This is a genomic window from Ponticaulis koreensis DSM 19734 (assembly GCF_000420665.1).
Lineage (GTDB): Bacteria > Pseudomonadota > Alphaproteobacteria > Caulobacterales > Hyphomonadaceae > Ponticaulis > Ponticaulis koreensis.
In genome coordinates, this window is record NZ_ATVJ01000001.1 from 276,604 (window position 1) to 300,701 (window position 24,098).

The 24,098-nt window shown below is 56.3% G+C and carries 20 protein-coding genes; 9 read left to right on the forward strand and 11 right to left on the reverse strand.

Annotated elements, in window-relative coordinates; all coding sequences use genetic code 11:
* Positions 1 to 8: 8 nt before the first annotated feature.
* A complete protein-coding gene (locus G523_RS0101500) occupies positions 9 to 962 on the forward strand; it encodes a glutathione S-transferase family protein (protein WP_022693245.1) in 954 nt (317 codons plus the stop codon).
* 27 nt (positions 963 to 989) lie between these two features.
* Positions 990 to 1,283, forward strand: a complete 294-nt coding sequence (locus G523_RS0101505; RefSeq protein ID WP_022693246.1) for a hypothetical protein — start codon at positions 990 to 992, stop codon at positions 1,281 to 1,283.
* Positions 1,284 to 1,341: 58 nt separating this feature from the next.
* Here the strand turns inward: G523_RS0101505 and G523_RS0101510 are convergent, their stop codons facing one another.
* From G523_RS0101510 to G523_RS0101525, 4 genes are all read right to left on the reverse strand, one after another.
* The gene (locus G523_RS0101510) at positions 1,342 to 3,294 is read right to left on the reverse strand and encodes a hypothetical protein (RefSeq protein ID WP_022693247.1); all 1,953 of its coding nucleotides are present in this window, start codon (positions 3,292 to 3,294) and stop codon (positions 1,342 to 1,344) included.
* A gap of 67 nt (positions 3,295 to 3,361) precedes the next feature.
* Entirely contained in the window at positions 3,362 to 4,261 is a 900-nt protein-coding gene (locus G523_RS0101515) for an MBL fold metallo-hydrolase (protein WP_022693248.1), read from the reverse strand.
* Between the two features lie 71 nt (positions 4,262 to 4,332).
* Complete coding sequence (locus G523_RS0101520) at positions 4,333 to 4,854, reverse strand: GNAT family N-acetyltransferase (RefSeq protein ID WP_022693249.1); 522 nt, start codon at positions 4,852 to 4,854, stop codon at positions 4,333 to 4,335.
* A 60-nt stretch (positions 4,855 to 4,914) separates the two neighbouring features.
* Positions 4,915 to 5,832: a hypothetical protein gene (locus tag G523_RS0101525; RefSeq protein ID WP_022693250.1), complete on the reverse strand. Its 918-nt coding sequence runs from the start codon at positions 5,830 to 5,832 to the stop codon at positions 4,915 to 4,917.
* A 188-nt stretch (positions 5,833 to 6,020) separates the two neighbouring features.
* Here G523_RS0101525 and G523_RS17445 point away from each other — a divergent pair, with 188 nt between their 5' ends.
* Positions 6,021 to 7,646, forward strand: a complete 1,626-nt coding sequence (locus G523_RS17445) for a carboxylesterase/lipase family protein (protein WP_022693251.1) — start codon at positions 6,021 to 6,023, stop codon at positions 7,644 to 7,646.
* Positions 7,647 to 7,703: 57 nt separating this feature from the next.
* Here the strand turns inward: G523_RS17445 and G523_RS0101535 are convergent, their stop codons facing one another.
* The 5 genes from G523_RS0101535 to G523_RS0101555 form a co-directional block, all read right to left on the reverse strand.
* Complete coding sequence (locus G523_RS0101535; RefSeq protein WP_022693252.1) at positions 7,704 to 9,200, reverse strand: spinster family MFS transporter; 1,497 nt, start codon at positions 9,198 to 9,200, stop codon at positions 7,704 to 7,706.
* A gap of 165 nt (positions 9,201 to 9,365) precedes the next feature.
* Positions 9,366 to 9,704: a Kazal-type serine protease inhibitor family protein gene (locus G523_RS0101540; RefSeq protein ID WP_022693253.1), complete on the reverse strand. Its 339-nt coding sequence runs from the start codon at positions 9,702 to 9,704 to the stop codon at positions 9,366 to 9,368.
* Positions 9,701 to 10,750 carry a LacI family DNA-binding transcriptional regulator gene (locus G523_RS0101545; RefSeq protein ID WP_022693254.1) on the reverse strand — a complete coding sequence of 350 codons (1,050 nt, stop codon included), beginning with the start codon at positions 10,748 to 10,750 and terminating at the stop codon, positions 9,701 to 9,703. The genes G523_RS0101540 and G523_RS0101545 overlap by 4 nt, the downstream gene beginning before the upstream one ends.
* Before the next feature lie 130 nt (positions 10,751 to 10,880).
* A complete protein-coding gene (locus tag G523_RS0101550) occupies positions 10,881 to 11,201 on the reverse strand; it encodes a 2Fe-2S iron-sulfur cluster-binding protein (protein WP_022693255.1) in 321 nt (106 codons plus the stop codon).
* 14 nt (positions 11,202 to 11,215) lie between these two features.
* Positions 11,216 to 12,463, reverse strand: coding sequence for an NAD(P)/FAD-dependent oxidoreductase (locus tag G523_RS0101555; RefSeq protein ID WP_022693256.1), 1,248 nt, complete (start codon positions 12,461 to 12,463; stop codon positions 11,216 to 11,218).
* 93 nt (positions 12,464 to 12,556) lie between these two features.
* On the opposite strand from G523_RS0101555, the gene tsaE reads away from it, so the two are divergent.
* Genes tsaE through trxA form a run of 6 tightly spaced genes read left to right on the forward strand, consistent with a single transcriptional unit; the run spans position 12,557 to position 21,822 of the window.
* Complete coding sequence (gene tsaE, locus G523_RS0101560) at positions 12,557 to 13,030, forward strand: tRNA (adenosine(37)-N6)-threonylcarbamoyltransferase complex ATPase subunit type 1 TsaE (protein WP_022693257.1); 474 nt, start codon at positions 12,557 to 12,559, stop codon at positions 13,028 to 13,030.
* On the forward strand, positions 13,008 to 14,105 hold the full coding sequence (locus G523_RS17450) for an aminoglycoside phosphotransferase family protein (protein WP_022693258.1): 1,098 nt from the start codon (positions 13,008 to 13,010) through the stop codon (positions 14,103 to 14,105). The genes tsaE and G523_RS17450 overlap by 23 nt, the downstream gene beginning before the upstream one ends.
* Position 14,106: 1 nt before the next feature.
* The gene (locus G523_RS0101570) at positions 14,107 to 14,832 is read left to right on the forward strand and encodes a nucleotidyltransferase family protein (protein ID WP_022693259.1); all 726 of its coding nucleotides are present in this window, start codon (positions 14,107 to 14,109) and stop codon (positions 14,830 to 14,832) included.
* Complete coding sequence (gene addB, locus G523_RS0101575; RefSeq protein ID WP_022693260.1) at positions 14,829 to 17,927, forward strand: double-strand break repair protein AddB; 3,099 nt, start codon at positions 14,829 to 14,831, stop codon at positions 17,925 to 17,927. Before G523_RS0101570 ends, addB begins: the two co-directional genes overlap by 4 nt.
* Entirely contained in the window at positions 17,924 to 21,445 is a 3,522-nt protein-coding gene (addA, locus tag G523_RS17455) for a double-strand break repair helicase AddA (RefSeq protein ID WP_022693261.1), read from the forward strand. The genes addB and addA overlap by 4 nt, the downstream gene beginning before the upstream one ends.
* A gap of 53 nt (positions 21,446 to 21,498) precedes the next feature.
* Complete coding sequence (gene trxA / locus G523_RS0101585) at positions 21,499 to 21,822, forward strand: thioredoxin (RefSeq protein WP_199285717.1); 324 nt, start codon at positions 21,499 to 21,501, stop codon at positions 21,820 to 21,822.
* Between the two features lie 10 nt (positions 21,823 to 21,832).
* Here the strand turns inward: trxA and G523_RS0101590 are convergent, their stop codons facing one another.
* Complete coding sequence (locus G523_RS0101590; protein ID WP_022693263.1) at positions 21,833 to 23,110, reverse strand: bifunctional folylpolyglutamate synthase/dihydrofolate synthase; 1,278 nt, start codon at positions 23,108 to 23,110, stop codon at positions 21,833 to 21,835.
* A gap of 35 nt (positions 23,111 to 23,145) precedes the next feature.
* The gene (locus tag G523_RS0101595; protein ID WP_027441360.1) at positions 23,146 to 24,090 is read right to left on the reverse strand and encodes an acetyl-CoA carboxylase carboxyltransferase subunit beta; all 945 of its coding nucleotides are present in this window, start codon (positions 24,088 to 24,090) and stop codon (positions 23,146 to 23,148) included.
* Between the last annotated feature and the right edge of the window lie 8 nt (positions 24,091 to 24,098).

The window sequence follows — 24,098 nt, forward strand, 5'->3', positions numbered from 1 at the left end:
TCTCGGTCATGGCAAATGCGCAATCAATATTGCTGCATCAATACGGAAACTCTCCGTTTTCAGAGAAGGTCCGCCTCGCACTGCGCCTGAAAAATCTGGCATGGGGCAAGGTAGAAATTCCGAGCATTATGCCAAAGCCGGACCTCATGCCGCTGACAGGTGGCTATCGCCGCACGCCGGTCATGCAGATTGGCGGCGATATTTATTGCGACACAGCCCTCATTCTTCGCATGATTGAAGCCCGTTTTCCGGAACGCGCGCTCGGGTTTGGCGGCCATGAAGGCGTTCATTCCATGGTCGCATCCTGGACGGATAAACAATGGTTCCAAACCACGGTAGGCCTCGTTTTCGGCTCTCTGGGCGAACACATTTCTAAGGAATTCAAGGCAGATCGCTCTGCGATGAGCGGTCGTAAATTCGACACCGAAAAGATGAAGCTTTCTGTGCCGCTTCTCATGGATCAGTGGCGCGCTCAGCTCTCATGGGTGGAAGAACGCCTTCAGGCATCCAAAAGCTCCGGCATTGGTGACTGGCTGCTCGGCTCCAAGCCGGGCTTGACGGACATTCACGCCCATATGAACATCTGGTTCCTCAATAAGAACCTGCCACAAATGACGCGGGAATTCCTGCGCGATGCGCCGCGGACTGAAGATTGGTTCGACAGGCTGAACGCAATTTCAGGTCCCGAGCCGGAAGAGGTCTCTTCTGCTGATGCGCTTGAGATTGCTAAAAACTCAGCCCCACGACTCCTCGCTGCTACGGTTGGCACCGAGCCACAGGGCCTCGCACCGGGCGATCATGTCAGCGTTGCACCTGACGATTATGGTCAGGTCTGGGTGGCAGGTGAGCTCGTCTCAGCCCAGCCAAATAAGATTACACTTTTTAAAGTAGAAAACGCGATTGAGAGCCTGCACATTCATTTCCCACGGGCGGGTTACCTCGTCCGAAAAGTGGAGAGCTGATCTCTCCCCTGTGGCAAGGGGCTGGAAATGAAACGTGTAAAACCATTTATTGCAGCAGCATGCGCGCTGACGATGGCAGGCTGCATCTCAACAGAAAGCTATAGCCGTGATCAGGCCTATTCGGCGTGTCGAAGCGAAGGCGTGACCGACATGAATGAATGCATTCGTGACCGCATGGCTCAGTATTCCGAAGAACGCATGGCCGCGGCCGAAGAGCGCCAACGACTTGAAAACGAATGCGATCGGCGACGTGCCGAGGCTGGTGCGCGCGGCGTACCGCACGATCAGGTTCGTTGCGGCGACAGCGTGTTTGACGACTAAACAAAAAACGGGGAGCCTGAAGCTCCCCGTTTCTGATTTTCCAGTTTTGAATAAGCGCTTATGGCGCTGTGTATTCAAACTCGAAGCCAAGGAAGTCGAGAATGGCCTGCGGGTCGTCACCCAGCTGCATGAGCTGCGCTTCAGACTGAGCGCCAAGCGGCTCGTCCGGATTGAGCGCGACGCGTAGTGCACCACCATTCATGATGAAGTTTGCAACGCCGTTGATATAGCCAACCGCTGGCGGGAAGACCTGAGCGGCTTCCATACCGCCCATGCGTGTCAGACCGCTGACGAGCGCACGAAGCTCTGCAGGTGACGCGTTGCGGATCATCGCCGCTTCAGCATTGTCTTCCGGCATAAGCTGGGCAATCGCAATTGCGAGACCAAAGACTTTATCCATGCCGCCATCATCAGCAATTTCGAAGTCGAAGTCTGTCAGGGCCATTTCAGACGCCATCAGTTCTTCAAGAGCCGCGTCGAACGGATCTTCAGACATACCGTCTTTGTCGCTGCCCGTGTCGCCTTTGCCTGCATCTTCGTAAGCTGTGACGAACTCGCTATAGCTCGGCATGTAACCCGCAAAGCCCATATTCAGCGTGCCAAACCCATCTGCGTCGGTTCCGAAGTCGAAGCCTGTCATGCCTGTATCGGCATCCCAGTCTAGGCTCATGCCCATGTCCATATTGATGACATCCATGTCGAGGTCGACAAGCGCCTCACGGACAGAACCAAACATAGCGAAGACTTCGCTTGCTTCCGGATCTTCGGCGACTTCCGGCATGTCCGCCATAAAGCCGGTCATGAAGTCCAGATAACCGCCGAGATTGTAGCTGATGTCCTGACCTTCAAAAGCGATACGCTCAGGCACGAACCAGTTCCACTCGGACAGATCAACCAGCGCACGGCCAACCGTAGAGATCGTCACGCCATTAAGCGTGCTGACAGAGTCAAAGCTCTCGAACTGACCAAGGCTCATCAGCTCCTGAATGCCAGCATCCGGCACTTCCTGACGCTCCAGATAGCCCATCAGAACACCAAGGTTCATACCGGACATGGTGCTGAGGCCAACAGAACCGCCTGATGCAAACTGAATCGGCTGAGACAGCTCTTCAGCAGCAATGCTCATAGACAGATCGTATGATGTGCCTTCAGACAGCGCGAAACCGAAATCACCGCGGTCGATGTCTGAACCGGCAGAGAGCGCGATCACCATGTCCATCGCGATGTTCTGGTCGGTTTCACCGTCGTCGATATCCATGTCGATAGACATGTCCATGTCATACATGGCGTATTCGTCGATCTCGACTGAACGATAGAAACGAGCCAGTGGCGCAAATAGCGGCCACGCATTGTCTTCACCAGCTTCAGATGCAAACAGCGCATCAATGCCAGCATTCACTTCGTCAGACGCGGCATGCCAGACAAACCCGTCCAGCACGATCTGATCATAGGTCAGTGCGTATGAGTTGATCGCGAAATCGGCGCCTTCGAGTTCTGCTTCTACTGCATCTTCCGGGATGAGACCGGTCGCAGTTTCGGACATCTCGCTCGCAATAGCGTCGACGATGGATTCAATACCGACAAGGCTTACGTTTCGCAGGTCGATACGTGAGCCAAGCTCAGCTGTTTCGTTGGCTGCGAGTTTGGCAACTTCGCTGTCCTCGAGACCGTAGATACGGAACTCGCCAATATTGACGCCGAAGCTGATATCTTCAGACAAGCTAAACGAGATCGTCACGTCAGTGGCGACATCGCCGCCATTCTCAGACGCGAAACCACCATAGCTGACCTGCAGCATGTCTGGCAGGTTTGAGAGAAGCGCCTGAACAGACGCCTGACCTGCAAGACGGCCACCCGGAGCTTCCGTGCGAAGCGCCTGATAATTGGCAAGCTGGCCGGAAACTTCATAGCCCCAGGACGCTTCCTGCGCGAGTACAGCTGGCGCACCAACTGTTGTCGCAACACTTGCGCCCATAAGAGCCAGGCCAGCTGAGAGAGATTTCAATTGCATCATTTTCCCCTTGTAACTTTGCGTCCCTTCTAAACGAAATTTATCGTTTTGGCAACAATAATTATCGTTATTCGGTAAGTCCTGTCATATCCCGATAAAATGTCCACACCATACGCTCGGTTGTGATAAAGCCCCAATTCCAATCAGAATGATAGTCTGCGAGCGGCATAGCTACCTGAATTTCATCAAGGGTTTTCCCCTCAGACACGAGTGCCATTACAGCCTCCTGACCAGCTTTCAGCATATCGACGCTGGCCTGCAGGTCGGAGACACTCGCCATCGGACCGTGACCTGAAATGATGACAGTTTCCTCATCAGCCTGCGCGATAATTTTCTCCATACCGCGGATATAGCCCTGCACCGAACCGCCGTTGTCGAGGTCAATGAACGGGAAGCGGCGATTAAAGAGAAGGTCACCGGCATGGATCACGTTGGCTTCTTCAAACACCACAAACAGGTCACCATCGGTATGGGCGTTAGGTGCATGATAGAAGCGCGCGGTCTGACCATTCATCGTGACCGTATCGCCTTCATCGACATTTACGGTCGGCAGCGCCAACCCTGACAGCGCATCAGGCGTTCGACCGGAAAGCGCCATGAAGTTCGGCTCGATCAGACCCGGCCTGACATTCGGGTGCGCCATAACTGTCGCGCCGCGTTCTGCGAAATACGAATTGCCGAGAACATGGTCGCCATGAAGGTGAGTGTTCAGAACAAGGTCGACGTCATCACCGTCAGACACAGCATGGATCGCGTCTTCCAGCGAAGGCGCGAAGATTTCCATCTGCGTATCAATCATGAAGACGCCATCCGGACCTGCCAGAATGCCGACATTACCCGCGCGATCATTTGTCAAAGCGTAGATGCCATCGCCCAGATCATGGGTTGTGACCGGCGGAACATCCTGCGCGAAAGCCGGGGCAGCGCAAAGCGCGATAGATGAAAGTGCGTAAGTGATCGGGCGCATGGTAAATCCTCCAGAGTTAAATGCATAAAGTGCGGCGTTCAGAGGATTGGGCAAGCCAGTTCAAGCGAATGTCATGAGTTCCGGATGTAGAGATATTCCGGATCATAGTGCGTTCCCACCCGGTATTTGTACTCTTTGAGCAGGCCAAAGCCGTAGCGATGATAAAAACGCTGCGCACCGTCATTGAATTTATAGACACTGAGATAGAGCGGCACCCGCCCATTCCTGTCGATCCAGGCCAGCATCTGGTCCATGAGCTTATGCCCCGTACCCTGCCCGTGAAACGCTTCATCCACATAGAGACGCGCAATCTCCATCGCCCCCTCAGGGCAATCATCTACCGGCAGCGTGCACGGACCTGCTACCGCATATCCAACCAGCGCGCCGTCGTTCGTAACAGCAACCCAGATCCGCGTTTGCGGATCGCTGAGCGCTCGCTGATAGGCTTCAACGCTATGGCTCTCATCCAGAAACTGCTGCAGGTCTTCCGGCTTATAGAGATGGGCAAACTTGTCAGAAAACGTCTTCGCGCCAAGCGCGGATAGCGCTTCAGCGTCAGAGGCTGCTGCTGTGCGGATCGTAAGGTCAGACATGCCAGCCTCTTAGCGAGTGCACTGCATCAATTGAACCCCATTTCTGAGGCAGGCCGTCAATTATACCTGAACGGGCTGGGATACCCAGATAGAGGGCGGTATAGCGCGGCGCAGATCATCCTCGAATTTGCCGAGCTCTTTCTCCAGCTGTTTCAGCTCCTTGTCGGTATTGTCGTAGAGCTTTTCGCTGTCTTTGTCGTTTTGCTTGAAGCCAATCGCCCAACGCTTCACATCCCGAAACGCGTCACGCAGCTCTGACGTGAGCCCTTTCACAAAGTTCGTAAATTCAAGGTCGCCGCGAAGCTCCATAGCCTCCGGCGTCTGATCCAGCCTCACCCGTTCATACTGCATGACAGCTTCCTTTCGCTGCGTGTCGGGTAGATTGTCTGCCTCGGCAACGGCATCAGGATCGACGTCGTCTGGCTGTCCAATGTCAGACTCCGCCGCAGCTTCGTCGTCAGACGTATCCTCGCTATCGCCAGACGCTCCAGTCGCCATAGAGGCTCCGAGACTACCGACATCTGGCATAATCATGCCGCCACCGGCTGCGCTGCCCTGCAAGTCGGCGAGTTCTTTCTGGACCTTTTTATAGTCGTTCAGAACCTCTTTCAGCTCTTTAGCGAGGCGCGCAATCTGCTTGGCCATTTCACGAGGCTGAAACTGCCAGACCTTTCGCATGAGCTTAATTTCTTCTCTGATACGCAGGAGCGCTTCGCGCGCACGTCCCTTCTCCCGCGAAAGCGCCTCTATTCGGGCATCATCTGGGGAGGACTTTTTCGCGTCACTTTCCGCCGCGGTTTGAGCCAGCGGCGAAAAATTCACATCATCACGGACGAAAGACACTGCAGACCGGTTTGGTTCGGAAGGGACCGTTTTGACCGCCTGATAGGCGGACACGCCAGCACGGCGCACGCGAGCCGTTTCGGTATCACTTCGTAAGGATACACGCGGCATTAGCTGATCAACGGTCAGGCTCATTTTCTGAGCTCCTTTTTATGGTCCGCATTCTGCGACAATGGTCCGACCATAAATCAGAGCCTGTTAAGGCCCACCCTGCGCAATCTCACAAGTTTGCGTAAAATTATACGTGAGATTGCACCGAACACGCTGGACAAAATAGTCAGCTACACTGACACTCCCACCAATAATAACGGGAGGACATATCCATGAAATCAGCTTTGAGATCGGGCATCGCCTTTGCCTGCCTCATCGGCGCAGCGTGCGTACCCGCCAGCCTGTCAGCCCAGGAAGCCGCTCCAGCCGAAGCATCCATATCGGCTGAACGCCCTGTCGCCATGACACAGTATGGCGCAGTACGCGGAACAGTCGAGGAAGGCATCAATGTCTTTCGCGGCATTCCCTATGGCGCAGACACGCGCGACACGCGTTTCCAGCCAGCGAACCCACCAGAACCATGGGATGGCGTACGCGACGCGGTAGACTTCCCCGATAGCATTGTTCAACTCGGTAACAGCAATGGTCTCTTCCGCTCATGGGCACCTGATCCTACGCCGGGCATGAGCGAAGATGCGCTCGGCCTTAACATCTGGACACCGGCGCTTGATGATCACGAAAGACCCGTCATGGTGTGGCTTCATGGCGGCGGCTTCCAGAACGGCAACGGATCGAGCGCAGCCTATGAGGGTATCAACCTCGCCACCCGCGGCGATGTGGTTGTCGTCACAATCAATCACCGCCTCAACGCATTCGGCCATCTCTATCTGGCAGGACTGACAGATGATCCGGCCTATGCAGATAGCGGCAATGTCGGCAGCCTCGATATGGTCATGGCGCTGGAGTGGGTTCGCGACAATATCGAACAGTTTGGCGGCAATCCGGACAATGTGACGATTTTCGGTGAGTCCGGTGGTGGCCGCAAAGTCTCAACCATGCTCGCCATGCCGCGCGCTGAAGGCCTGTTCCACCGCGCGATTGTGCAATCAGGCTCGCATTTGCGTTTTCGCGAACCAGAAGAGGCAACTGAGCACACTCTGAGCTTCCTCAATATTCTGGGCATTTCACCGGACAATCTGGAAGCGCTGAACGATGTGCCTGCAGAGACCTTCATGGAGGCGCTCCGCACAGCCGCAGGTGAGCAAACCACCTCGCTTTACTGGAGCCCTGTGCGTGACGGAAATTCTCTGCCGCATCACCCGTTTGAAGCCGAAGAGAACGAACCGAGCCAGTCGGTTCCGATGCTCGTTGGCTCCAACAAGGATGAACTCTCTCTCTGGCTGGTGCGGCCCGGCAATATGCCGACGCTCGACTATGCAAATGCCGAAGGGCTGATCGGCGCCTATGCGACCGAAGATGAGTTCAATGAGTTCGTAGCCGGTTATCGCGAGATTTATCCGGATTACACAGACGCCGATCTGATGGTCGCAATCGCATCTGACCTTCGCTATTCGGGTAATGCCTATCGTCAGGCGCGCCTGCGCGCCGCACAGGAAGGCGCTGCACCCATCTGGGTCTATCAGTTTGACTGGGAAACACCGGTTGCTGGCGGCGTGTTCGGCGCACCGCACGCGCTCGAAATTCCATTCGCCTTCGATACGCTCGGAAATTCTGAATCCATGGTCGGCGATCCGGCTACAGCTCAACCGGTCGCAGATCAGGTGAGCGAAGCTTGGATTTCCTTTGCCCGCCATGGTGATCCAAATGCCCGCGGCCTGCCTTACTGGCCTCCGGTTTCGATCAATCAGACGCCAGCCATGCGCTTCAATATGGAATCAGAAGTCGATGAAAATTACTTCTGGGACGAGATGAATGTGATCTACCGATACGACCGGTAGTCACTCCTTATTCTCATAAAAAAGGGCGGCTCTTGCGGGCCGCCTTTTTCGTATCCGTCAGTCTTTCTTGTTCGCCATAGACAGCATATCCCGCTGCAGGGTGCGCCCTGCGAGCAGGTAATGCACAGATGCCCAGAGATAGAGGCAGGCAAACATCACGATGGCATATTGCAGTCCTTTGGCATCTGTACGCTCACACATAGCGGCCTGCGCTTCGGTGAGGTTTACCGCTGCCGTGCACACTTCAAGTGAAAGCCCGAGTTCAGAGGTCGAGAGCATCAACCCCTTCAAGGTCGTCGACAGAATACCTGACGCTGGCGGACCGAGGGCAAGACCCACAAGGTTCACCACGAACAGAGCAACCGCGACGGAGGTCGCCCGCATACGGCTGTCCACGACACCGCCAAAAACCGCATACATCGGGCCAAGATAGAAATAGTGGAGCAGCGCCGCCGCGCAGAGCGGGATAAGTGCGATGAACAGCTCCGGCACGAGGAAGCCAATCACGTACAGCGGTACAGAAACCGACATGCCGAGCGCAGGCAGCCAGGACAGTGCATTCGGGTGACGCTTTGAAATCCTGTCCGAAATCCAGCCCGACGAGAACACGCCAATCGCCGCAAACAGCCCCATGACAAGGCTATAATAAATCGCCGCTTCGGTAAGCGAGAGGCCGTGCACACGGCGCAAGAAGGCCGTTACAAAATGACCAATACCATAGCCGACAAAGGATGCGATGGCCGCACCAAGAACCACGTGAATATAGGCCGGCTTACTTTTCAGAATGCTCAGCACTTCCGACAGCTTTGCTGTTTCTTTGGTCTGCGTGGACACCGGATCGGTATACCCTCGAGGCGGCTCTTTCAGCGTAAAGATCAGAACAAAACCAAGCAAAAGGCCCGGCAATCCAACCGCCGCGAAGGCAATTCGCCACCCTTCAAGGGCGACCACATTGAGACTGTCGGCAAGGCCTTCCAGCCCCATCGATGCCATCAGATTATAGACGTTCTGGCCTGTGACATAGTCGTTAATCGGCCCCCCAGCGACGCCTGCGAACATAGCGCCCAAAGGCACGCCCAAGGCATAAATCGACACCGCGGTCGCACGGCTCGACGGCTTGAAATAGTCAGCAATCATGGACTGGGCGGGCGGTGTGCATCCGGCCTCACCAATGCCAACACCAACTCGCAACAGGAAAAGCATCAGAAAGCTTGTCGCAAAGCCGCAAAAGACCGTCATCAGGCTCCACAGCGTCAGTGCCGCCAGGATAATCCATTTGCGGCTGCGCGTCTCAGATATGCGAGCAATCGGAATACCGAGCGTGACATAGAACAGCGCAAACGCCGTGCCGCCAATCATGCCCATATGCCAGTCTTCAAGCCCGAGCGATATTTTGATCGGGTCGTTCAGAACGGCCAGAATGGCGCGATCAATGAAGTTGAAAATATAAACGAGAAGAAGGGATCCGAGCACATAGGCGCGATAACCGCGCGATCCATACCCTTCATTGATATCAGACGCCACCGCCTCTCCAGGCGTTGCCAGACTTGCCATTTTTTTTCACTCCCTCGAATGGGACAAGGTCTGCCGTTCAGCCCCGGCGCCCGTCCTCATTTTTGTACCCACAGGTAATCATCTGGCGCTCTAAAGTGCCAGACTTAGTTTTTATACGGGTCGGTAAACATATTCAGTCGCGTGAAGTGATGCGATTGGAAATATCTATTCGCAAGCGCCCTGAGACGCGACGCTCACACCGGCCGCAGCTGCGCCGCAAGCGTTGGAATAAGTGCGCCCGTCACAACCACACACAGGCGCATATTCCATAGTGCAGATTTCCGGACGCGGTGTGCATGTGCCCGCTGCATCGGCAATGGCCATGCAGGTATTTGCCTCCATCGCGCAGTAATCGGTAGCCGAAGCGCATTGGAAGCCTGCGATCCCGCCGCAAATACCGCCCGTCTCGCCCGGCCCCGGACCAGCGGGAGGCGCTGGCTCAGTCGCGCAACCGACCAGAAGCAAAGCGATCAGAGAAAGAGAGAATGTGCGGAGAAAGGTCATTTCGGAGGTGCCACCGTACTGCGCTCGACAATCTCGATGGTCTGAACCTGCAGATGCTTATCTGACAGGAACCGGACAGCCGGATCATCTTCGCGGATTTCAACATTGGAGATCAGCTTTACCGCAAGATTGGCCATGAGTGAAATCGGCTGGCGCACCGTCGTCAGGCCCGGGAACGCAATCCACGATATTTCAGAGTCATCAAAGCCTGTTACGGACAGATCATCAGGCACAACCAGTCCGCGCCTGTTTGCTGTCGCCATAACGCCCGTCGCCATGTCGTCATTGGCGCAAAAGATTGCGGTTGGCGGATCATCAAGATCGAGCAGATTATTTGCCAGCCGTGCACCCGACAGGAGCGAATAATCACCCTCAATGTAGAGCTCAGGCATGAGCGGCAAATCATGATCTGTCAGGGCCAGATCAAACCCCATCTTGCGCGCACGGCTCGCCGGGCATGAGGCAGGGCCCGACATAAATCCGATCCGTTTATGGCCCTTCTCAATGAGATAGCGTGTCATGGCCCGAGCACCGCCGCGGTCATCAAAACTGACCCGGCTGATATCAGGGCTGCCATCCATATCGCCCAGCATGACGAGCTTGGTGTTCAATTTGGAGAGATGATCAATCAGTCCTGCCTGCTGCGTTTGCAGCGGCGGCACGATCAGACCATCCAGAGACAGGACATTCAGGCGCGTTGTGGTCGTTTCACCGTCAAACGTGCCATCCGGAAGTTCATCAATGTCTTCTACGACCAGGTGATGCCCAAGCTGTCGGCTGGTGCGCAGCGCCGAGATCAGAAGCTGGCTCAGATAGGCGGAGCTGGTATTGTGATACAAAAGCCCGAGCAAGAGAGACTGACCACGTGCTAGGCTTCGCGCCATCGGGTTCGGGCGGTAATTCAGTTCGGCAATCGCAGCCTGAACACGCTCACGGGTGTCCGGCTTCACAGACGCGGACAGGTTCAGCACACGCGAAACCGTCATCTGTGAAACGCCGGCCAGATCGGCTACGTCCTTGATTGTTATGGCGCGTCGTTTAGGCACGCTCTCCCCCTGGCCATGTCGTCGCTGATACCCGCCCCGCGACAACACGCCAATCCTTACTGCACAGCGTATAGCCGCCGGTCAACAAGCCTGTCCGGCGGCGTACATAAAAAACCTGTGAGCAAACAGCTTAGTGCTGGCTTTCCGGGGTCGTGACTTTCATGCCTTCCAGCTCTGCGCCGACTGAAATCTGGCAAGAAAGACGGGAGTTTTCCTGAACACCGTCAGCGAAATCGAGCATGGATTGCTCCATCGCTTCCTGCTCGCCGGTTTTAGCCAGAAACTCAGGATCCACATAAACATGACATGTCGCACATGCACATGCGCCGCCACAGTCAGCATCAATGCCTGGAATATTGTTGCGAACTGCCGCTTCCATAACACTCTCGCCAACATTGGCGTCGACTTCACGTTCCGTACCTGAGTGATCCGCGAAAATAATTTTTACCATAGGGGTTTGCTCCTCTATTTCTGGCCAGCCATAGCTTCTGCCAGAATGTCCTTCATTGTTTTTGTCTGATCAACAACCAGTTCCGGTGAGATGTCAGCATTGACGGCGATTAGCCTCTTTGCCGTGAGAAACTCTGCCGGAGCGTTAACAGCGTCCACAGAGATCAGGCGTCCCGACCGGAAATAGAACACTGCGAAACTGTTTGTAGTTGGTTCGCCGCGAACAACGGCTTCGTCATAGTCCTGGGACAGACCTGCAATCTGCAGCTTCACGTCATACTGGTCAGACCAGAACCATGGAACGTCTTCGACCGGACGCTTGGCGTCCATGATATGCGCCGCGACGATCTTGCCCTGCTCGATCGCGTTGTGGACACTCTCAAGGCGTCCATCGCGACCGTAATGGACCAGTGGACGGTGCGCGCAGTCGCCGATGGCGTAAACGCTCGGGTCGTTCGTGCGTGCATCGCGGTCGACCAGAACTCCGTTTTTGCAGGCAATACCGGCGTCGGCAGCTATTTCTTGATTTGGAAGAATTCCGATACCAACAAGCACCAGATCACATGGGATGACATCACCAGATTTCAGAACACCGGCCGTTACAGCCCCGTCCTGCGTTTGCAGTTCAGCGAGCATAGCGCCCGTCTTGATCGTCACGCCGTGGGTCTCGTGCAGTTTCTGGTAAAACTCGGACATGACCGGCGAGGTAACACGCGCCAGAACACGGTCCGCCATTTCGAGCACAGTGACTTCCAGACCAAGTTCACGCGCTGCCGCAGCCGCTTCAAGGCCGATATAGCCTGCGCCAACAATCAGAAGGCGGCGGCCTTCCTGAACATTCGGCTTGAGCACATCAATGTCTGAGAGCGTACGCAGGTCGAACACGTTAGAGGATTCAGCACCCGGCAGTGGAAGCGCACGCGGGCGAGACCCTGTCGCAATAATCAGCGTGTCATAGTCGATCGTCTCACCATCGCTCAGCGCGACGGTTTTAGCCGCGCGATCAATCTTCTGCGCGCTGACGCCGGTCTTCAGCGTGATATTGCTGTCTTCATAGAATTGTAGCGGCTTCAGAAAGAGACGCTCCCGGTCGAGCTTGCCCTTCAGATAGGCTTTGGACAGCGGCGGACGCTGATATGGCGGCGCAGGTTCGTCACCAACTATGGTGATCATACCCTCAAAACCGGCCTGACGCAGTGAGACAGCAGCCTGACCACCAGCCTGTCCAGCGCCAATAATGACGATCTTTTGATCCGCAGACATTTTCCAACCCTATAGTTCACCGCGATTTATGACGCCTGCGTCATTTTTTTGCAAGTGCTTGATTGCCTTTTATCTTCACCCTAATCAGATCAGATGCGACAGGACCCTGATATTGAAATTTCCCTCGTCGGGGAAGAAGCCACCATCGATTTGGGGGCAAAGCTCGCATTGAATTTACAAGCGGGTGATTGCATTTCGCTAATTGGCGACCTTGGCGCGGGCAAAACCACCCTGTCTCGCGGGTTGATTCAGGCACTTCTGGGTGCTGATACCGAAGTGCCCAGCCCGACCTACACCATCGTTCAGACCTATGAGACAGCCCCTGCCCCGATCTGGCATTTTGACCTTTACCGGATTGAAAGCCCTCACGAACTGATCGAGCTGGGGTTTGAAGATGCCGAAGACGACATCATGGTCATTGAATGGCCTGAAAACGCAGGCAGCCTTCTGCCGTCGCAGCGACTCATCGTAGAGCTGATCTTCACGGATAACGGTCGGTCTGCCCGCCTGACCGGCACCACGCCAGAATGGAAGCAAAGACTGAATGACATCTTCGACCGGAGCTGACCGCAACGCGGCCATCAATGCGTTTCTGGCAGAAGCCGGATGGGGCGGCGCCGAGCGTCGCTCGCTGGGTGAAGATGCGTCCACGCGCCGATATGAGCGCGTCTATCAGGGAAGCGATGTCGCCGTTCTTATGGACGCCCCGCCCGCTGCCGAAGGCAAACCGTGCGGGCCTGATGCGAGCGCCCAGGAACGTATACTGGCAGGCTGGAATGGCCGGACACGTCTCGCCGCCTGCCGCGTGGATGCCTTTGTCGGCGTCGGCGAGCATTTGCGCTCCCTTGGCCTTTCCGCGCCGGAAGTCATCGCCTTTGACGTCGAGCAAGGCTTTGCCCTCCTCGAAGACCTTAGCGACACGATCTACAAAACCGAGATCGAAAATGGTGCCAGCGAACGCGAGCTTTATCTCGCCGCCACGGCTGCGCTGGCGCATGTCCATAATGCACCGGCGCCGGAAATTGTCAGCGCTGCTGAATGGCGCTGGCCAATCCTCGAATATGACACGCTGGCCCTGACGACAGGCGCAGACCTCTTCCCGAAATGGTATCCCGCCTATGATAAAGGCGTTAAATTCTCCGGCAGCCTGCAGCTGGAATTTGACGGCATCATCCGTGCACTGAGTGATCATCTGGCAAGCCTGCCGCAAGTCCTGATGCTACGCGACTACCATGCTGAGAACCTTCTCTGGCTTCCGGAACGCGACGGTCTGAAAAAGGTCGGCATCCTCGATTATCAGGACGCCGTACGCGGCCCTGCGGCATGGGACCTCGCCATGTTCATTCAGGATGCCCGCCGCGATGTGTCACCAGCGGTCGCCCGCGAAGTTTTCCGCGGCTATCTGGCGCTTACCGGCAATGAAGAGGAAAGCTTTAAACGGGATTTCGATATTGCAGGGGCCATCAACGCGCTTCGCATTATAGGCGTGTTTGCTCGCCTCGTTCGCCGCGACAACAAACCGAAATATGAAGCCTTCCTGCCTCGCGAATGGGGTCATCTGAAATCAAGCCTTCAAAACCCCGCGCTGAAAGATCTGAAGCGCGTCCTTGAGATCGCTGCACCGCAACTGAAAGACGCCTGATATGGGACAGCCTATCCGCACCGCCATGTTCCTTGCTGCGGGCCTTGGCACCCGCATGCGCCCGCTCTCCAACGAGACGCCGAAGCCGCTAATCAAAGTCGCAGGCAAAGCGCTTATGGATTTCTATCTCGATCAGGCAGTTAAAGCGGGCGTCGAGCGCGTCGTGGTGAATGTGCACTGGCTTCCAGAACAGGTCGAAGCGCATATGGCTGCACGTACTGATGTCGAAGTATTTCTCTCCGATGAACGCGAGGAGCTTCTGGAAACGGGCGGCGCCATCGTAAAAGCGCGTAAGCTGCTCGGCGATGATCCAATCTTCATGGTGAACACGGACGCCTTCTTTGCGAGCGGCAACGGCAATCCCTTTGCGGCCTTAGCTGCCGCTTATGATCCAGATCGCATGGATGACCTGCTTCTGCTGGCAGACCGCACAACCAGTATCGGATTTCCGGGCCCTGGCGATTTCTATCTGAAAGAAGACGGCCAGCTGGAACGCCGCGGCGAGCGTGAAACTGCGCCTTGGGCTTATGCCGGCGCACGTATTACCAAAGCCAGACTCTATGACGGCGAAGCGCTTCGTCCATTCTCGGCCAATATTATCTGGAATAGAATCCTCACAGAAAATCGCCTCTTCGGCCTACCCTTCAAAGGTCAATGGATGCATGTTGGCGAACCGGCCACCATTCAGGAGGTTGAGGACTGGATGAGGACGCACCCGACAGCATGACATCACATCTCTCAGACGCGCTTTTTGGTGATACCCGCGTATTCACCCTGCCTGCGGGGGCAGACTTTCTGGGAGACCTCGCAAAAACGTTGATTGATGTGACCGGTGCGCGTGAGCATCCGGAACAGCTATCAGATGCGCTTGTCTTTGTGCCGAACCGGCGATCTGCGCGTGCGTTCGCCGCACGTCTGTTCGCCGAACTGAATTCGCCCGGTTTTCTTCCGCCTGATATCCGGCCGCTTGGCGATGCAGGCGATAACGACCCTGCACTCCTCGGTGAACTCACAGACGTAGATGTACGCCCGCCAATGCCCAAAGGCTCCCGCCTGGGCGCACTGACGCTGCTGGTCAATCAATGGCATGACACACGCGGCGAACACATCACGCTGGCCTCAGCCATGTCGGTTGCGCGCGATCTCGCTCGCCTTCTGGATCAGGCCGCACTGGCTGGCGACGTACGCTGGGAAGAGCTTCCAAATCAGGTCGAGAATGCAGAGCTTGCCAAGCACTGGGAAATCTCGGTTCAATTCCTCTCCATTCTGACCACGAAATGGCCAGACTTTCTGGAAGAGAATGGATATTCTGATAGCAATGTGCGCGACCGAATGGCCGCAGAAGCGCTCTGCCAGCGCTGGGAACGCCAGCCGCCAAATTCGCCCGTTATCGTCGCTGGCTCTACCGGTTCCAGCCCGTCTACGCGCCTTTTAATGGCCGCCGCAATGAAATTGCCGAAAGGGGCCGTCCTCTTTCCGGGCCTCGAACATGATGTGGATGCCCAGACATGGCATGCCATCTCCAAAGCGCCGAGCCACCCGCAATTTGCCTTTGCCGAAACGCTGTCTGCCCTGCAGAGCCATCCGGATAAGGTCCTCCTCTGGCCGGGCTATACCGAACGCCCTGCCCTTCAGCCACGCCGTCAGATTATTCAGGAATCGCTTGCACCTGCTGACACGACAGCCGACTGGGTAACCCGTCTCAAACAACGCGCGGCGCCTGCTTCTCCGCAGAGCCTCACCACCAATGGCCTGAAAGGGCTCTCTCTGATCGAAGCCGCGAGTGAGGCTGAAGAGGCCAACGCAATCGCCCTGTTGATGCGCGAGGTTCTGGAAACACCGGAACGCACCGCCGCGCTGGTCACTCCTGATGCCACACTGGCACGCCGCGTCTCTGCTCTGATGGAACGCTGGGATGTGCATGTCTCGCCGTCAGCGGGCTGGCCTATCCTGCAGACGCGTGCAGGCCGGTTTATGATTGCCGCTCTGGACTGGGCGCTCGACCCTGGCGGCCCGCTGGCAATTGCGCGCCTTTTAAAACATGAACTGACTGTTCTCTCCGACGACACGTCCCGAGACGCGTCTATCTCTGCACTGGAACGCGGGCTTCTGCGTGATCTGCGCAGCTGGAAAACCCTGTCAGAGCTCGGCGACAAAGCCGTTTCTCAGGCTGAACGCGCCGAGAAAAAGCCCAAGCACGCTCTGGTATCCGCAGACGAATACGACCTCGCCAACCATCTGATCGAAGACCTGCACACACGCGCCGAAGGCAGGATCGAACCGATCCTTGCAATGATCGAGGACAAGTTCGAGCTTCGCGCTTTCGCAGAAGCCTTCGCCGAGCTTTGTGACACGCTTACCCGTCACCCCGACGATGAAGGCCCGTCCCTCCTCTGGTCCGGCCAGGACGGCTCGAGCCTTGCCCGTTTTCTTGAAGAGATAGCCGAGATGGGCGACTTCCTGCCGCCAATCGAGCAGGATGATTTGCGGCCTCTGATCACCCAGCTGGCGGGCGACCTGCGCGTTGTAGATGATCTGCCATCCCATCCGCGCCTCAACTTTTGGGGCCCTCTGGAAGCGCGTCTTCAGTCCTGCGATCTCATGATCCTCGCAAGCCTCAATGAAGGCTCATGGCCTGAAGCTCCGAGCACGGACGGTTTCCTGCCACGTAACTTCAGAGCCAATATCGGTCTGCCTGATACCGAGGCCCGCGTCGGCCTTGCCGCGCACGACTTTGCACAGCTTGCCTGTTCGCCGGAAGTAGTGCTGACGCGGTCCGAGCGAGTCGATGACAAGCCAGCCGTCGCGTCGCGCTGGCTCTGGCGACTGCGCATTCTGGCAAGCGGTGCGCTTGAAAGCCTTGAAGACACAGACGCACTCCTTCATGCGCCAACCGCCCATATTCTTGATTGGGTAGCCCATCAGCATGACGCAGAGGATGCCCCTGCCGTCACCTCTCCGGCACCCAAGCCGCCTGCCGACAAGCGCACAGACACAATTAGCGTGACAGAAGTCGAAACGCTAATCCGCGATCCATATGGCTTCTACGCAAAGAACCTGCTCGCGCTTGAACCATTGGAGCAAATCGATCCGGACCTCAGCCCGATGTCGATTGGTATCGCCATGCACAAAGCGCTTGAGAGATTCGATACACTGAAAGCGCCTTATGTGACCGTTGACAGCATGGTTGCGAGCTTCGGAGACGAACTCACTGCCGTTGGCGCAGATGATCTCTTCATCGCCGAGCGGGAAATGCTCTGGCAAAAGGCTGCAAATGAGTATCTGGACTGGATGCGAAGCCGAGATGAGATCGTCGCCACGCGCAATATGGAAGTGAATTACTCAGTCGACCTTACCGTCAAAGGTCGCAGCGTTTACATGTCGGGCCGCGCAGACATGGTCGAAACCCTGCAGGACGGCAAAATCACCATCACCGACTTCAAAACCGGGAGCCCGCCTTCGGCAGCGCAGGTTGCATCCGGCCTCGCCCCGCAGCTTCCATTACTCGCAGCGATGGCACGCATCAACGAAGATGACGCCAAACCGAAAGGTGAACCGGCGGACCTGTTCTATGTCGGCTTCGGGTCGAACAATGGTGTCACACAAATTGCCGACAGAAAGGGCAAACGCCCAATCCCTCAGCTGGTGGATGATGCGTTTGCTGGTCTGAAAGACCTGCTCTCTGTCTTTGCCGATGCGAACACCCCTTATCTTTCCGGCCCGCGCATCCAGTTCCTTTCAAAGTATAGCGATTATGACGGCCTGTCGCGCAAAGCCGAATGGGCAGACCCCGGCCATGAAGGCATGGAGGATGCACGATGAGCGAACAGATGACAGCTTACGACCGCGTCGTTGCTGCCCAGAAGCAAGCCGCCCTGCCGGAAGCCTCTATCTGGGTTTCAGCCAATGCCGGTTCGGGCAAAACCAAGGTTCTGATCGACCGTGTTGCGCGCCTCCTTTTGACGGGCGTGCAGCCGGATAGCATTCTCTGCATCACCTATACCAAAGCCGCCGCAAGCGAGATGCAGCAGCGTCTCTTCAAACGTCTTGGCGCATGGTCGGTCATGGGGAATGACGAACTCGCAAGAGACCTGAAAGACCTGCAGGGCATGGACTATTCCGGCGATGGCGAAGCCCTGAAAGCGGCACGTGCCCTGTTTGCGAAAGCGCTTGAAACGCCAGGTGGCCTTCGCATTGAAACGCTCCACGCGTTTGCAGGCCGTGTGCTGCGCCGCTTCCCGCTGGAGGCGCGCGTCCCCCCCGGCTTTAAAGAGCTGGACGAGGTCGACAATAAAGCGCTCTGGACAAAGGCTGCCCGTAAATCCTTCGACAAGCTGAAAGCCAATCCGCACCGCTGGCCGCTCTTTGCTGACCTCATGAAAGAGACTGGCGGGAAGCGCTATGACGGCGCCATTGAGGTGATCACAGGCAGCGCGTCCAAGCTGCACCGATTTCTTCATGACGCACCCTCGCCAGAGCAGCGCTTTGAAGCGATCAGTACGACGTTAGGCGCGCCCTCTGAATCGGCCGAGAAGCTCCTTTCCGATCTCATGGACACCCAACTTCCACGCGCTGAAATATCGAACGCGGTTACTGACTTAACCGCAAGCGGAGGGAATGATAAACGCCTCATCGGCGCCTACTTACAAGCTACGCTTAGCGCCACAGACCCAAAAGTCGCTTTCGATAGTTATCGAAAAGTTTTTTATGATTCCAATAACAACCGCCGAAAAAAGAATCCGTTTACGAAGAAATTTGAAGGCACATTTATCGAGGGACTATTTTCTTGGGAAAACGGCTCAGAAACCGACCGCTTTCTTAGAAAAGAAAACGAAATCAAAGCCGCGCTGCTACGTGACCGCACCGTTACGCTTCTGGAAATCGCAGCTGATGTCATGGCCGAGCACCACCATGAAAAGCGCATTCGTGCCGGCCTCGACTTTGATGACCTGATCGCCAATACACGCGACCTGCTCACGGGTCCCGGCCTTGCTGAATGGGTGCTGTACAAGCTTGATGGCGGCATCAGCCACGTCCTCCTCGACGAGGCGCAGGATACAAGCCCGGACCAATGGGTGATCGTGAACTCTCTCGTGGAAGAGTTCTTCTCCGGCGCCAGTGGTCATGATCTGATCCGTACACTGTTTGTCGTGGGTGATGAGAAGCAATCCATCTACTCATTCCAGGGCGCAGACACAGCAAAGTTTCAGTCCGAACGCCAGCGCTTTGCCTCCCGACAGACCGACGACACGATTGGCGGCAAAATCCATCTGCCGCAGGTGGAGATGTCCTTCCGTTCGACCCAGCAAGTCCTGAGCTTTGTCGACGAGGTGTTTAACGGGCCCGCCTCATTTGGCTCGGCGCCATTCTCGACCGCGCCGCCGAGCGAAGCCGATAAAATCTCACATCAGGCTTTCCGCGAACCGCATAGAGGACTTGTCGAATTCTGGCCTCTGGACGAGCCGGAAGCGGTACCGACGGGTGTTCCATGGCATGCGCCAATGGATATGGAGCGGCAGGTGTCAGCACCGGCCCAACTTGCGGGTAAACTAGCAAACTGGATTGCTGCGCGGCTCGCACCCGGCGCACCAGCCGTCTATGAAGAAGGCAAGGAAGGAAAGCCACGCCCTGCGCGGCCGGGCGATATCCTGATCCTTGTCCGGTCCCGCAAGGCGCTGTTCCATTCCATTATCCAGCAGCTAAAAGCCAAGGGGCTTCCTGTAGCTGGCGCCGACCGGCTCAACCTGCAGGATACGCTGGCGGTTCAGGATGTGATGAACCTTGTGCGCTTTGCCCTGCTTCAGGAAGATGATCTAACGCTGGCGGAAATCCTGAAAGGCCCATTCCTCGGCCTTCTGGATGATGACACGCACCTCTTCCCGCTGGCCTATGATCGTGGACCAAGCAGCCTCTGGCAGCGCCTTCAGGAAAGCGACCACGGCGATCACAAGAGGGCGGCTGCGTTCCTGAAAACGGTTTTGGAACGCAGCCGCCTGCCAGCCTTTGAATTTCTGAGCTGGGTAATGAATACGCGGCACGCAAAGCTCGGCCAGACAGGTTGGCAGTTGATCAATGCGCGTTTCGGAACACCTGCACATGACCCGCTTGAGGCTCTGATCTCCATCTCGGCCAATCTGGAAGATGCAGAAAGCGCCAGCCTGCAGACCTTCCTTGCCGCCGTTGAAGCACAAGATAGCGAGATCAAACGCGAACAGTCCGGTCCTGCCGACGAAATCCGCGTCATGACCGTACACGGATCAAAAGGTCTGGAAGCACCTATCGTCATCCTGCCGGATACCACGGGCATGGGTAATAATACGCTCTCCGGCAATCTCAGCTTCACCGAAGATGGCGTACCGGTCTGGATGGTGAAGAAGGATGAAGACTGCGCCGCCAGCGCAGCCATCCGCGCACAGGAAGAAGCGAAATCCCGCGCTGAAGCCAACCGGCTTCTCTATGTGGCCCTCACCCGCGCTAAAGATCAGCTTCTCATTTGCGGCGCATGGAACGGCGCGAAGACCGGTCAGGGCTATAAAGACGGTAGCTGGTATGATCTCTGCCAGCAGACCATTGCGACATGGGCACTAGGCGACGCAGAACGCGATGAACATGGTATCTGGCGATTTGGCGGCCTGCCACAGCCTGAAAGCGATGCGCCTCTCGTGCGCGAAGAAAAGACCGTCGCCCCGCTGCCGGACTGGATTTTCAAGCCACGCGCTGTGAGCACATCCGAACATCAGGACCAGTTGCGCGCGCCAAGTTCACTTCTGCCTGGCGACACACCTGTGCTTCCGCCCTTCGGCAAGGACCATGTGCGCCGCTTCCAGCGCGGACGCCTCATCCACGCGCTTCTGGAAATCCTGCCCGATACACCATACGAGGACCGACGCGCGCGGGCGTCCCGCTTTATTGATACCTGTCTCGATGCAGATCAGGCGCACCTCAAAGACGATATTATTAAGGTGACCTTCTCGGTTCTGGAAGCACCTGAACTTGCACCAGTCTTCGGGCCGGGCGGACGCCCTGAAGCGCCCGTGGTGGGGCGTGGCCCGAACATTCCAAAGGGTGTCATCATCAACGGTCGAGTGGACCGCCTGCGCGTCACCGAGGATGAAGTCTGGGTGATTGACTATAAAACCGACAGGCCGCCACCCAAGCGCGCAGAGGACGTGGCCATGCCATATCTGGCCCAGCTCGGCGCCTATAAGGATGTCCTGTCTGTTACTTATCCTGACAAGTGCGTTAAATGCGCTTTATTGTGGACTGACGGTCCCCACTTTATGGTCCTTGACGAATCCGCCATGCTGGCGGCGCTCGTGAAAGCGAAAGAAACAGATTGACGCGATGCGGGAGACGATTAACTCCCATCGCAAATTAGATGACGGAGACGCAAATGGCGGCCCTTGAGATTAATGACGATACTTTTGACACCGAAGTCCTGGCTTCTGAGGTTCCTGTAGTAGTGGACTTCTGGGCGGAATGGTGTGTGCCTTGTAAAAAGCTCTCACCGAACGTTGAGCGCGTTGCAGAAGAAATGTCTGGCAAAGTTAAAGTTGCCAAGCTGAACGTGGACGAGAACCCGATCACCATGACGAAGTTCGGCGTGCGCGGCCTGCCAACACTCATCCTGTTCAAAAACGGCAAGGTCACAGCTACGCACCTTGGCGATATGAGCAAAGACAAGCTGGAAGAGTGGATCAAATCTGAAACTGCTTAATCGGCAGGTTTCAGTCGATCACTTCGCCGTTCAGGCGCAGAACATCACCGGCAAGATAAAGCGATCCGCAGATTAATGCGTGGTCGCTTTTTTCTTGGGTGAGACGGGCAAGCGCCTCATCAATGCTCGTGTAGGCTGTCGCCGGAATACCGAGCGATGTCGCGATCTCGCAAAGTGTGTTCGGGTCCGCGCCATTCTGGCTGGTTTGCATAGGGATGCAGGCCAGATGGCTGATCATCGGCGCGAGGTCCGCAAGATAGGATCTGGCATCCTTATTCTTCAGCATACCAAAAGCCACTGGCATAGGCGCATAAGGCGAAATGGCCTTGGCCACCGCTGCGGCCGCATGCGGGTTGTGCCCGCCATCGAGAATTACCGTTTTGCCCGGAAGCTGGCGCGTTAGCGGACCATCCGCCAGCGTCTGCATGCGCGCAGGCCATTCCACGGTTTTGAGGCCTTTCAGCGTATTCTCTACCGTCAGCTCAAACACGCCCGCACGCTTCAAGCCAAGCAAAGCGAGCATGGAGTTTGAAACCTGATGTGGCCCCTTCAGGCCAAGTTCGACGCCTTCGAGTATTAGGTCATCGATTTGCATCGTAATGCGATCACCCTCGATGCGTGCTTCACCAGCATCAGCCACCGTATGGAACGGCGCGCCCTTATAGATCGCTTCGGCTTTCAGCGTGCGCAGAACATCAGGCGCCTGACCGCCGGTGCAAACTGGCGCGTCTTTCTTGATGATGCCCGCTTTTTCCCATGCGATCTGGCAGATATGGCGACCCAGAAATTCCTTATGATCAATATCAATAGGCGTGATCACGCAGGCGGCCGGATGATCAATTACATTGGTGGAATCAAACCGACCACCAAGCCCGACTTCAACCAAGGTCAGGTCAGCCGGATTCTCAGCGAAAGCCAGATAGGCAACGCAGGTCATGCCTTCGAAAAAGGATAATGGCTCACCAGCATTTGCCTCGAGCACGCGCGCTGAAAGCTCCATCAGATACGCGTCAGAGATAAGCTCGCCCGCAATCCGGATACGCTCATTCACGCGCACCAGATGGGGCGACGTATCGACATGAACTTTCAACCCGTGCGCTTCAGCGACGGCGCGCATGAAGGCTGTGGTAGAGCCTTTTCCATTCGTACCTGCGACATGGATGGCAGGTGGCATCCCGTCTTGCGGACGGCCAAGCTGCTCCAAAACCCGCTGCACAGGTTCCGTCGTCAGTTTGAAAACGCTCGGTTTTGGAAGTGCATCATAGGCTGACAGAAGCTCTGTCAGCACACTGGATGTATCAGTCAGGGCTTTGCCCCCAATAGCTACTCGACGACGTCTACGCGTGGCTGAGACACAGGCGGCACGCCTTTGGACGAGCTTTTGCGGCGGGACATGAGGTGGCCCAGAATGCTGCCGATGACCTTGCCCATTTCGCGGCGGTCAACGACCATATCCACGACGCCTTTATCCTTCAGGAACTCAGAACGCTGAAAGCCTTCCGGAAGTTTCTGACGGATTGTCTGCTCAATCACGCGCGGACCAGAGAACGCAATCATGGCTTCCGGCTCTGCAAGGTGAACATCACCCAGCATCGCGTAAGATGCGGATACACCGCCTGAGGTCGGGTCTGTAAGAACCACGAGATATGGCAGACCAGCTTCGCGGACGTCTTCAATCGCAAGCGTTGTGCGCGGCATCTGCATGAGAGACAGCGTGCCCTCTTGCATACGCGCGCCACCAGACGCTGTGCAGACGATCAGCGCTGCATCGCGGGCAACGGCTGTTTCAGCCGCTTTGATGAAAGCCTCACCAGCAGCCATGCCGAGTGAGCCGCCCATGAATGCAAAATCTTGTACCAGAACCACTGCCGGCTTGCCGCCGATCAGGCCGATCGCAGCGGCCATACAGTCATCCTGAATGATGTTTTCGCCGTTCGGGTCCGCCTTGTTGCGGTCAGAAATCTTGGCTTTAGCGCCCTTCAGACGGTCGACATAACGCTTGTCGTCTTTGAACTTGAGCGGGTCACGTGGCACCTCCGGCAGTTCGATCGCCTCCCATTTTTGGTCGTCGAACATGGCGCGAAAACGGACCAGAGGTCCGACGCGCAGGTGTGCGCCTGAAGGTGTTACCCAGAAGCTCGCTTCGAGGTCTGGTTTAAAGATAAGCTCACCTGATTTCGGGCATTTTACCCAGAGATTGTCAGGTGTTTCACGCTTACCAAATACCGATTTGAGGCCCGGTGGGCTGATATTGGAAAGCCAGTTCATGCGTTTCT